11 protein-coding genes are annotated in these 10,179 nt (G+C 71.7%); 3 read left to right on the top strand and 8 right to left on the bottom strand.

The window, feature by feature from the left end; all coding sequences use genetic code 11:
• Nucleotides 1-65 precede the first annotated feature (65 nt).
• Nucleotides 66-944: a hypothetical protein gene (locus tag OJ997_RS32035; protein WP_270029457.1), complete on the top strand. Its 879-nt coding sequence runs from the start codon at nt 66-68 to the stop codon at nt 942-944.
• Here the strand turns inward: OJ997_RS32035 and OJ997_RS32030 are convergent.
• Genes OJ997_RS32030 through OJ997_RS32015 form a run of 4 tightly spaced genes read right to left on the bottom strand, consistent with a single transcriptional unit; the run spans nt 913 to nt 3,057 of the window.
• Complete coding sequence (locus OJ997_RS32030; RefSeq protein ID WP_270029456.1) at nt 913-1,326, bottom strand: DUF6691 family protein; 414 nt, start codon at nt 1,324-1,326, stop codon at nt 913-915. The genes OJ997_RS32035 and OJ997_RS32030 overlap by 32 nt on opposite strands.
• A complete protein-coding gene (locus OJ997_RS32025; RefSeq protein ID WP_270029454.1) occupies nt 1,323-1,760 on the bottom strand; it encodes a YeeE/YedE family protein in 438 nt (145 codons plus the stop codon). The genes OJ997_RS32030 and OJ997_RS32025 overlap by 4 nt, the downstream gene beginning before the upstream one ends.
• Before the next feature lie 11 nt (nt 1,761-1,771).
• The gene (locus tag OJ997_RS32020) at nt 1,772-2,632 is read right to left on the bottom strand and encodes an aldo/keto reductase (RefSeq protein WP_270029453.1); all 861 of its coding nucleotides are present in this window, start codon (nt 2,630-2,632) and stop codon (nt 1,772-1,774) included.
• Nucleotides 2,632-3,057, bottom strand: coding sequence for a GFA family protein (locus OJ997_RS32015; protein ID WP_270029452.1), 426 nt, complete (start codon nt 3,055-3,057; stop codon nt 2,632-2,634). The genes OJ997_RS32020 and OJ997_RS32015 overlap by 1 nt, the downstream gene beginning before the upstream one ends.
• Nucleotides 3,058-3,145: 88 nt before the next feature.
• On the opposite strand from OJ997_RS32015, the gene OJ997_RS32010 reads away from it, so the two are divergent.
• Nucleotides 3,146-3,580 carry a hypothetical protein gene (locus OJ997_RS32010; RefSeq protein ID WP_270029451.1) on the top strand — a complete coding sequence of 145 codons (435 nt, stop codon included), beginning with the start codon at nt 3,146-3,148 and terminating at the stop codon, nt 3,578-3,580.
• Nucleotides 3,581-3,612: 32 nt separating this feature from the next.
• On the opposite strand, the gene OJ997_RS32005 is transcribed toward OJ997_RS32010, so the two are convergent.
• Together OJ997_RS32005 and OJ997_RS32000 are read right to left on the bottom strand one after the other, a co-directional pair.
• A complete protein-coding gene (locus OJ997_RS32005; RefSeq protein WP_270029450.1) occupies nt 3,613-4,413 on the bottom strand; it encodes an alpha/beta hydrolase in 801 nt (266 codons plus the stop codon).
• 12 nt (nt 4,414-4,425) lie between these two features.
• Nucleotides 4,426-5,184, bottom strand: a complete 759-nt coding sequence (locus tag OJ997_RS32000; RefSeq protein ID WP_270029449.1) for an HpcH/HpaI aldolase family protein — start codon at nt 5,182-5,184, stop codon at nt 4,426-4,428.
• 40 nt (nt 5,185-5,224) lie between these two features.
• On the opposite strand from OJ997_RS32000, the gene OJ997_RS31995 reads away from it, so the two are divergent.
• Complete coding sequence (locus OJ997_RS31995) at nt 5,225-6,655, top strand: putative bifunctional diguanylate cyclase/phosphodiesterase (protein WP_270029448.1); 1,431 nt, start codon at nt 5,225-5,227, stop codon at nt 6,653-6,655.
• Here the strand turns inward: OJ997_RS31995 and OJ997_RS31990 are convergent.
• Together OJ997_RS31990 and OJ997_RS31985 are read right to left on the bottom strand one after the other, a co-directional pair.
• Nucleotides 6,568-7,134: a peroxiredoxin-like family protein gene (locus tag OJ997_RS31990; RefSeq protein WP_270029447.1), complete on the bottom strand. Its 567-nt coding sequence runs from the start codon at nt 7,132-7,134 to the stop codon at nt 6,568-6,570. The genes OJ997_RS31995 and OJ997_RS31990 overlap by 88 nt on opposite strands.
• A 24-nt stretch (nt 7,135-7,158) precedes the next feature.
• Entirely contained in the window at nt 7,159-10,107 is a 2,949-nt protein-coding gene (locus tag OJ997_RS31985; protein ID WP_270029445.1) for a PKD domain-containing protein, read from the bottom strand.
• Nucleotides 10,108-10,179: the final 72 nt, after the last annotated feature.

The raw sequence follows: 10,179 nt of genomic DNA, 5'->3' as shown, positions 1-10,179 counted from the left end.
CAAGCGTGGCGGCGGGCGCGTCGCGAGGGCGGGCCCGCGCGCGGGCCGCGGCTAGCCTCGGCGGGGTGAAGTGGATCTTGCCGCTCGGGCTTGCGGTGCTCGTCGCGGGGTGCGGTGGCAGCTCGAGCGGACCCGCCGCGAGCACCACGCCGGCCGCGACCGCCGCGCGGACGCCCGCGCCACCCGCGCTGTGCGACGGCGAGCTGCCCGTGCGCAAACTCGGGCGCGCACAGAACCCCGCGGTCACGGAGCTCTCCGGGCTCGCGCGCACGCGCCAGGGGACGTTCTGGACGCACAACGACTCCGGCGACTCCGCGCGGGTCTTCGAGCTGGGCAAGACCGGCGCGTTGGTCCGCGAGGTGCAGGTCACCGGCGCGGAGGCCGTGGACTGGGAGGACATCGCGATCCGCGGGCGCACGCTGTACGCCGGCGACATCGGCGACAACCTCGGCCAGCGGAAGGAGATCGTGGTCTACGAGTTCGCGATCCCCGAGGGCGGCACGGCAGTCGCGACGCGGATCGCGCTGACCTACCCGGACCGGCCGCACGACGCGGAGGCCCTGCTCGTGGACCCGCGCACAGGGCAGCTCGCGATCGTCACGAAGAACCTCGGCGGTGTCGCCGACGTCTACACCGCGACGAAGTCCGGCCCGCTGAAGAAGGCGGCGACGGTCGAGCTCGGGATCGGCCAGGCGATCACGTCCGGGGACGTCTCCGCGGACGGTCGCACCGTGGTGTTGCGCAGCTACGACAGCGCCTTCGTCTGGCGCAAGACGCGCAAGGAGTCGCTGGCCACGGCGTTCAAGCGTGACCGGGAGTGCACGGTCGGCGCGGACCTGCTCGACGAGGGCCAGGGGGAGTCGATCGCGCTGAGCCGCAACGGTCGCGCGTTCTACACGCTCCCCGAGGGCGCTAACCCGACGTTACGGCGCTACGGCGGCTGAACAGCACGAGCCCGCCGACCAGGCCGACCAGCGTCGCCAGCGCCCACGGCACGCCCTGGCCGAGCTGCGCGGCGATCGGCCCCGGGCACACGTCCGCCACGGCCCAGCCGATGCCGAACAGCACGCTGCCGACCACGTGCCGGCGCTCGGGCTTGACCGTCGTCCACGACACGGGCTCGCCGGTCAGCAGCGCCTTCGCCTGCAGCACCTTCAGGACCCGCATCCCGATGAACGCCGTACCCAGCGCGCTCGCGAAGAACAGCATCAGGTACGCGTCGCGGAACAGCAGCCCGTCGCGCAGCACGTCCGGGTTCGTCATCCCGGACCAGGACAGCGTGAGCCCAAACACGGCCCCCACGACGAACGCCGCGAAGCGCTTCAAATCACGGCCTCGATCGCGAAGCTGACGGCGATCGCGGTGCCGAAGAACGTCCCGGTCGCGACCAGCGAGGCGGGGGAGAGCGCCGCGTTGCCGCTCAGCCCGTTGCCGGACGTGCAGCCGCTCGCGAGCCGCGCGCCGTACCCGATCAACGCCCCGCTGACGATCAGCACCGGCACGATCACCCACTGCGTGCCGCCCGTGAACGTGTCCGTCAGCCAGCCGTAGCCGTCCAGCGGCGACGCCACCAACCCGAAGACCACGCCGCCGAAGATCAGCCCGACCAGCAGCCACGCGTGCACGCTGCCGAACCGGGCCGCGACCGCGTCGGCCCACGCCCGCGTCGCGCCGAGGCGTTCATTCAGCAGCCAGCGCAGCGCGACGACGCACAGTCCGAGCACCGGCCCGCCGACGTACCAGGCGAGCTGATCATCCATACCTGATCAGGTTACAGGGCAATCGCGCGGGCGTTCTCGCGCACCTGCTCGGGCGACGTCGCCCCGAGCAGCACCGTCGCGACCCGCGGCGCCTCCGCCGCGAACCGGATCGCCAGCGCGGCCGGCGTGGTGCCGAGCTCCGCGGCTCGCTCCCGCAGCTGCTCCGCCTCGGCCAACGCCGGCGCGAAGCGCGGATCGTCCAGCCGCCCGGAGAGCCGCCCGGACCCACCGTCGGCGTACTTGCCGGTCAGCGCGCCGCCGGCGAGGACGGCCGACGCCACCACGCCCATCGGACCCATGGCCTCGACCATCTCGGGGGCTTCGACCATCGAGCGGAAGATCAGGTTGTAGGGCAGCTGCGCCGCCACAGGCGGGACGGCGGCCACAGCGCGCGCCTGCGCGATCAGCTCCGCCGGCCAGTTCACGACGCCCCAGGCCTTCACCTTGCCGGCCGTCACGAGCCCGCCGACGGCTTCGCAGACCTCCTCGATCACCAGCTCGGTGGGTGGCGGGTCGGAGTAGATGAAGTCGAAGTGATCCAGGCCGGTGCGTCCGAGCGACGCGTCGAGCTCCTCCGCGACGGACTGCCCGGGCCAGAACTCCCACCACAGCTTGTTCGCGATCACGACCTCGTCGCGCGGCCAGCCGGAGGCGCGCAGGATCTCGCCGAACACGACCTCCGAGTAGCCGGTGGCCAGCGGCGCGTCCGGCTCGGCCGCGTTGTAGCGAGCGACCTCGAGCAGCGTGATGCCCACGTCGCGCGCGGCGTCCAGGACCGCGACGCCCTCGGCACGCGAGATCCGCTCGTACGTCTGCCACGAGCCCAGTGAGAGCACCGAGACCGGCAGCGGTCCCAGCGCGCGTTGTTCCATCAAGTCGGTCGAGTCTCCGGATAGCGGGGAACGCCATCCTGGGGGATCGGGAACCAGGGCTGCGCGGACGAGATCCACTGCCGCCAGGAAGGTTCGATTCCCGGATCGTCGTGCAATGTGCCGAATCGCACACCAACGCCGCCGTCCGTCCCGGGCTCGCCCGCCCACACGTGCCCGCCGCAGATCGAGCAGAACGCCTTGGGCAAGCCGTTCTCAGGCCGCCAGACGGTGACGTCCGAGGCACCCGCGAGGATCTCGAGACCATGGCCGTCGGGCAGTACGCCGTTGAACGACCAGGGCGTTCCCGCCCGTCTCTGGCAGCGCGTGCAATGGCAATACCCGGCGCTGACGAACGCCGTCGTAACCTGGAACTGGACGGCTCCGCACGCGCAAGAGCCCCGAAGCGGTGCATCGGGCGATGGCATGCAGCGGAGCGTACCGGGATACCGGTCCTCCCCAAGCGGGTAGCCAAACGGTAATGACTCGGCAACAAACCGCCGATAGAGTTTGCATATGAACCACGCACGTATTGACATCACGCCGGGCCTCGATGGTGAGGCGGTCGTGCTGGCGTGTGTGGATCTCGGTCAGGAGGAGATCTCCGCCTCCGCGCACGCCGTCCAGGCGATCACGACCGAGCGGTTCCGCAACGTCGAGATGTCGGTGGACGACGTCCTCGAGTTCCGCGAGCTCACCGCGCTCGCCGACGAGCTGGCCGACCACGTTCGCCAGGAGGGCATCCGCACGATCGTCATGCGGCCCAGCCGTTTGAACGCCTGGCGTCACGCGCTCACGCACTTCGTCGAGTCGCGCGACGAGGCCGAGTGGACCCGCGAGGAGGACCGCAAGGCCCTCCCCGCTGCCCGCGAGCTGCTGTGGCCGCTCGGCGACCTGTGCGCCGAAGCGATGCGCGCCGCGCTCAGCCCGCAGGCTGAGAAGCCGTTATAGGAAGGTGGGGCAGCCCCGCCGCCCCACCCCGATCATCCGACCTTCTGTAGCTCCCGGCTGACGAAGCTCAGCGCCTGGTCGGCGACTTCCTCCCAGCCGCTGTCGATCGTCAGCGCGTGCCCACGCCCGGGCACCTCGACGTACTCGGTCACGCCCGGGTTGTCCTGCTGCTGCTTGTACGCGGCGCTCGAGACGTTGGGCGGCACCGTGTGGTCCTTCTCGCCGGCGATGATCAGCAGCGGCCCGCGGTCCGGGTTGTCCGTGTCGACCTTGACCTCGGTCCATGGGTTGAGGTTCGCGACCGCGGCCTGGAAGAGCGGCGCGCCCGGGGCGGGCACCGCGTGCTCCTCGTAGAGCGCCTTCGCCTCGTCCTCGCTCACGGCGTTGGCGAACGCGTAGTGGAACTGGTCGAACGTCAGCGGCACGGCGCGATGGCGGTTGCGCGGGTTGCTCAGCACCGGGGCGGACGAGCGCAGCGTCGAGATCGGCAGCGGCAGCACGCCGCGGAACGGCGCGGGTGAGATCGCGACGGTCGCCGCGGCCAGCCCACGGCCGGCGAGGATCTGGGCCAGCAGGCCGCCGAACGAGTGGCCGATCACGACCGGCTTCTCGCTCAGGCCGCTGATGACGTCGGCGAAGTGGTCGGCGACCTGGCCGACCGTCTTGTTCGCCATCGCCTCCGGATGCGCGTTGGCCTCCGCGACCGTCTCGGGGTCATCCGGCCAGCCCGGCTGCACGGGGTCGTACCCGTGCTCCGCGAAAAACGTGGCCCAGCGATCCCAACTCGACTCCAACAGCCACAGGCCGTGGATGAAGACAACAGGCGTGCTCATGCCCGCACTCTTTCAGACCGCGCCCTTGGCTCTAGTGAGAGTCTCCCGCGCCGCGGCCATCATGTAGCCGCCGTCGGAGCCGATCCCGATCATCTGGAAGCCGTCCGCGATCGCCGCGGGCACGTCGTCGACGTTGGTCAGGAAGATCCCGGTCGCCTTGCCGGCCGCCCGCGCCGCCTCGTTGACCCGCACGATCGCGTCGCGGAACTCCGGCCGCTCGAACTCGCGGAACATCCCCATCGAGTACGACAGGTCGCTCGGCCCGACGAACAGCACGTCGACGCCGTCCACGGCCGCGATCTCCTCGACGGCCTCGACCGCCTCCGGCGACTCGATCTGCGCGATCCCGCACACCCGCGCCCGCGCGGTCTCGACCGGCTCGGGGTCGGTGCCGTAGCGCGCGCCGCGGTGGAAGAACGCGATCCCGCGGCTCCCGGCCGGGCCGTAGTGGAGCACCGAGGCCCACGCCTCGGCCTGCTCGGACGAGTTGACCTGCGGGCACATCACGCCCTCGACGCCCAGGTCCAGCACCCGCGCCGTCCGCCCGCGCACGTCGGACTCCACCCGCGCGAGCGCGTGCACCCCGGCGGACGAGCATCCCATCAGCTGGCCGACGAGCTTGGACTCGTCGCCGCCGCCGTGCTCGAGGTCCACGAGCAGCCAGTCCCAGCCGAGCATCCCCAGCGACTCGGCCGCGAACGGCGACCCGAGTGTCAGAAAGGTGCCGAAGAGCGTCTCGCCCGCGGCGAGGCGGGCCTTCATCGGGGTCATGCGGCTCAAGTTACCGGGCCGATAGCTCGACAAAGGATGTATGGAGTGGATCGCCCTCGCCGTCCTGGCGACCCTGTACGTGGTGCTTGCGGTCACCGCGCGCCGGAACGCTCGACGGGCCGCGGGCAGCGTCGCCGCGAGCGAGTACGCCGCGCTCCACGACCACGTCACCGAGCTGCCCAACCGCGTCCTCTTCCACGACCGCGTGCACCAGGCCACCCGCGCCGCCGCGCGCGACGGTGAGGGCTTCGCCGTGTTCGTCGTCGACCTGGACCGCTTCAAGGTCATCAACGACACCCTCGGCCACCACAACGGCGACCTGCTGCTGTGCACGGTCGGCGCGCGCCTCACCGAGACGCTGCGCGCCGGGGACTCGATCGCGCGCCTCGGCGGCGACGAGTTCGCCGTGCTGGTCACGGGCGTGCGGTCCACCGAGGACGCCGTCGAGGCCAGCGCCCGCGTGCGTGCGGCGATCGCGGGACGGATCGAGCTCGAGGAGATCGGCGTCGAGGTCGAGGCCAGCGTCGGCATCGCGCTCTTCCCGGCCCACGGCGACGATCCCGAGGCGCTGCTGCAGCACGCCGACATCGCCATGTACGTCGCCAAGCAGGCGCACTCCGGCTACGCGATCTACGACGACGGCGACACCGGCGCCTCGCGTGAGAACCTCGCGCTGATCGCCGACCTGCGCCGCGGGATCGAGGACGACGAGCTCGTCCTGCACTACCAGCCGAAGGCGAACCTGGCGACCGGCAGGACCGCCGGGGTGGAGGCGCTCGTGCGCTGGGACCACTCCGAGCGCGGCTTTTTGTACCCGGACGCGTTCATCGCGCTGGCCGAGAACACCGGCCTGATCCGCGAGCTGACGCTGCACGTCCTGGACCGCGCGCTCGCCCAGACGCGCGCGTGGATGGACGCGGGCCTGGACCTGCACATGGCCGTCAACGTCTCCACCCGCAACCTGCTCGACCTCACGCTCCCCGACCAGGTCGAGGCGCTGCTGGAGACCCACGGCGTGCCCGCCGACCGGCTCGAGCTCGAGATCACCGAGACGACGATCATGGCCGACCCGCCGCGCGCGAAGGCCGTGCTCGCGCGCCTGAGCCAGCTCGGCCTCAGCCTCGCCGTCGACGACTTCGGCACGGGCTACACGTCCCTCGGCTGGCTCCGCGACCTGCCCGTCACCACGCTCAAGATCGACAAGTCGTTCGTGATGCCGCTGGCCACGAGCGACGGCGACGCGAAGATCGTGCGCTCGATCGTCCAGCTCGGCTCCAGCCTCGGCCTGCAGGTCGTCGCCGAGGGCGTCGAGGACCAGGCGTCCTGGGACATCCTGCGCGACCTGGGCTGCGACCTCGCCCAGGGCTACCACCTGAGCAAGCCTCAGCCGGTCGAGCGGCTCGAGGCGTTCTTGCGCACCACCGACAGCACGTCCGTGACCGGCGGGTTGTCGGCCGAGTTGACCGCGTAGTGCGAGAACAGCACGCGGCCGTCCGTCCCGACGACGAACGTCCCGGGCAGCTGCAGCATCTCGTCGACCGGCGCGTTGACCGACCCGACCACGCGTGAGCGCAGGATCGTCTTGAGGTACTTGCCGGCGATGGCGCGGCCCAGCACCTGCTCGCGCGTGCCCTTGCCGACCTCGACCTGCTGGTAGGCCTCGCGCTTCGGGTCCCCGAGGCAGTCGAACGGGACCTTGCGGCTGGCGCAGAAGTCACGCGTGGCCTCCGCGCTGTACTGGAAGATCGCGACGACCTGGGCGCCGGCCGCCTCGAAGTCGCCGACCGCCTTGCCCATCCGGATCAGGTGCTCGCGGCAGAACGCGCACCCGAAGTGGCGCATGAACATGACCACCAGCGGGCCCTCGCGCCAACGGTCGCGCAGCTCCACGCGACCGTCGACGCTCTCGACCTTCAACTGCGGGAAGGGATCGCCGGGCGCCAGTGGCACCCGGCGAAGCGTAGGGCGTTCCCGTTAGTTGGCGAGCACCCAGACCTTGGTGCGCGCCGAGGTGGTCCCGGAGGTGACCGTGAGCAGGTAGGTGCCCGGCTTGAGCGTCTTGCCCTTGGCGGTCGTCGCGGCGAGCGTGACCGTGTTCAGGCCGGACTTCGCCGTGACCGAGCGGTTGCTGAACGGCGCGTAGGTGCCGGGGATCTTGGTGCCGCCCTTCTGCGCGACGCCCTTGCTCGGCGGGCACTTGGTCGCGCCCGGCTTGTCGCTCCAGCGCTTGAGCGAGAACTTGACCTTGGCGCCGGTGGAGACGCGGAACTGGACCTTGAGCGTCTTGGCGGCGGACGCGACGGCGTTCAGGCCCTGCGCCTGGATGCAGCGCGGCACGACCTTCAGGCCGCTGATCTTCAGGTTGGTGGCCTCGGCGCCGAGCACGCCGCTGTCGGCGCTCGGCGCGGGGGTCGGGGCCGGAGCGGCCGGCGGGGCGGGCGTGACGGGCGGAGCGGGCGTGACGGGCACGGCGGCGACGGTCACGAGGTGCGTGGCCGTGGTCTCGCTGCCGTCCTCGTCGCGCACGGTCGCCGTGACGGTGTAGGCCCCGGCGGCGCCATAGGTGTGGCTGAGCGTGGCCGCGGAGGCGTCGGTCGTGCCGTCGCCCCAGTCGACCGTGCCGGTGAGGGGGTCGCCGCCCGCGTCGGCGCCGGTGACCGTGAGCGCGTAGGCCGAGCCCGCCGTCGCCGCGCCCGTACCGGAGAGCGTCAACGTCGGCGCGACGTTGCGCACGACGACCGTGGTCGAGTACTCGCGGCGGCCGCCGTCGCGGTCGAGGATCGCGCCCGTGATCGGGAGCGTCGCCGGGCCGTCAGTCGTCGTCAGCGTGGCCGTGGGGGCGGTGCCCTTGACCTCGAAGACGCCGTCGCCGTCGAGGTCGAACTCGTACGTGAAGCCGGCGGCCTTGTCGGCGGCCGAGACGTCGTCCTGCGCGCTGAAGGCGACGGTCGCGGACGCGCCCTCGTCGACCGTGTCGCCGGTGAGCGTCGCGGTCGGGGCGGCGTTCTCGACGATGACCTTGGCGGTGGAGCTGGTGAGCCCGCCGTCCTTGTCGATCGCGGCGACACGTACCGTGCGCTCGACGGGGCCGTCGGCGGTCAGGGCCGCCGGCAGGTCCGCCGTGCGCGCCGTCGTGGCGGCCGCGTAGCTCGCCGCGCCGAGGTCGTAGCTGCCGTCGTTGTCGAAGTCGTACGCGAAGCGCACGCCCGCGGCGGTGTCGGCGGGGGAGACGTCCGCGACGTCGGTCGCGGCGATGGTGGCCGTGGCGCCCTCGCTGACGGTGACGTCGCCGACCGTGGCGGTCGGCACGGCGTTGGTGACGGTGATCGTCTTCGTGTAGACGGTCTCGCCGCCGTCCTTGTCGCGGATGGCCGTGTGGACGGTGCGGGTGTCCGGGCCGTCGGCGAGCAGCGAGGCGGGGACGGGAGCCGAAGCCGAGGCGTTCGTGAGCTCGAAGCTGCCGTTGCCGTCGAAGTCGTAGGCGTAGGTGAAGTCCGAGTCGCCGGGGTCGGCCTGGTCGGAGAAGGCCACAGTCGCCGAGCCGCCCTCGACCACGGAGGCCGGGGCGGTGACCGTGGCGGTCGGCGCGACGTTGGTGACGGTCACCGTCGTCGGGTCCGAGAGCGTGACGCGGGCGCCGTCGGACACGCCGAGGCGGATCGAGCGCGTGACGGGGCCGTCGGCGAGGCCGAAGGTCGCGAGCTGCGCGCGGGTGAGCGTCGGGGTGGCGCCGACGACGTCGTCGAAGTCGTTGTCGCCGTCGAGCTCCCACGCGTAGACCAGCGTGTCGCCGTCGGCGTCCGTGGCGGAGCCGTCGAGCGTGAGCGAGCCGCCCTCGTCGAGCGTGTACGGGCCGCCGGCGTCGGCGGTCGGCGCGCGGTTGGGCTGCGGCGCGGTGATGAACTGGGTCGCGGTCGTGTACGACGTGCCCTTCGCGTTGGTGGCGAAGGCGCGGAAGGTGTACGTCGTGGACGGCGTCAGGGTGTCGCTCCACGTTGCGAAGGCGCCGACGTCGCCGGCGCCGATGGAGAGCGTCGTCACGCCCGCGCCGCCGAGGACCGGGTTCGGGCACTGGCAGTAGACCACGCCGCGCTGCGTGACGGGCTCGCCGCCGGTGTCGCTCAGCGTGCCGCCGAGCCGGGCGTTGTCGTGCGTGATCGTGGGGGCGATCGGCGACGTGACGGTCGGCGCCGTCGTGGTCGCCTGGCGCAGGCCCGTGAGGATGTACGACGTCGGCATCAGGTGGCTGGGGTCGATCCGGTTCCAGTACCAGTTGATGCCGGCGTTGATCGACAGGTTCTGGCCCGTCCAGCCGCGGCGCGTGGCGCCGGCGCCCAGGACCGTGCCCTGGCGGCCCGTCCAGCGGGTGTCGGCGACGACCGTGTCGACCGAGCCCGTGTTGCGGATCGCCGTGATGTTGTCGGAGTCGTTGACCGAGAGGACGCCGAACATGCCGTCGGCCTCGACGTTCTGGTTGAGCACCAGCGAGGCGCTGTTGTTGCCGTAGTTCAGGTTGATCGAGTTGCTGGCGATGATCGGCAGCGTCTGGTCGACGCCCGTGAACGTGCTTGCGCCGACGACGACCGGCGCGTTGCCGGAGACGTTGACCGTGACGTTCGCGGTGCCGGGGTTCGGGGCCTTGAGCACCCACACCTCGGCTCGCGAGGAGTCCTTGGCGGAAGCGTGCTCGCGGGTCAGCACTTGAGCGCCGTAGCTGACGCCCGTGACCGTGGCCGACTCCAGCGTGGACACGCCGACGACCAGGTAGCGGCTGCTCCCGGCTCCGACCGTGAGCGAAGCGGACGCGGAACCGCTGCCGGTGCCGCTGGCGGAGGCGGCGTGGGTCACAGCGGCCTGCGCGGCAACCGGAGCGAAGAGGAGAGAAGCGAGGAGCGCGGTGAGCGCGATGACCGTCCTTGGCATTGCTCCGGACGGTAGGCGCCGTTACCTCGACCCTTGATGGGCTAAACGTCCAGCTGGACGGATGTCCAGGAC

Source organism: Solirubrobacter phytolaccae (assembly GCF_027587195.1).
GTDB lineage: Bacteria > Actinomycetota > Thermoleophilia > Solirubrobacterales > Solirubrobacteraceae > Solirubrobacter > Solirubrobacter phytolaccae.
Note: the sequence above shows the minus strand (reverse complement) of the source record. Positions and strands in the feature narration are given on the sequence as shown.

Excerpts from the sequence above, each read along its gene's own strand:
- OJ997_RS32025 (WP_270029454.1), bottom strand. The coding sequence starts at position 1,760 with ATGGATGATCAGCTCGCCTGGTACGTCGGCGGGCCGGTGCTCGGACTG.
- OJ997_RS32020 (WP_270029453.1), bottom strand. The coding sequence starts at position 2,632 with ATGGAACAACGCGCGCTGGGACCGCTGCCGGTCTCGGTGCTCTCACTG.
- OJ997_RS32015 (WP_270029452.1), bottom strand. The coding sequence starts at position 3,057 with ATGCCATCGCCCGATGCACCGCTTCGGGGCTCTTGCGCGTGCGGAGCC.
- OJ997_RS32010 (WP_270029451.1), top strand. The coding sequence starts at position 3,146 with ATGAACCACGCACGTATTGACATCACGCCGGGCCTCGATGGTGAGGCG.
- OJ997_RS32005 (WP_270029450.1), bottom strand. The coding sequence starts at position 4,413 with ATGAGCACGCCTGTTGTCTTCATCCACGGCCTGTGGCTGTTGGAGTCG.
- OJ997_RS32000 (WP_270029449.1), bottom strand. The coding sequence starts at position 5,184 with ATGACCCCGATGAAGGCCCGCCTCGCCGCGGGCGAGACGCTCTTCGGC.
- OJ997_RS31995 (WP_270029448.1), top strand. The coding sequence starts at position 5,225 with ATGGAGTGGATCGCCCTCGCCGTCCTGGCGACCCTGTACGTGGTGCTT.
- OJ997_RS31985 (WP_270029445.1), bottom strand. The coding sequence starts at position 10,107 with ATGCCAAGGACGGTCATCGCGCTCACCGCGCTCCTCGCTTCTCTCCTC.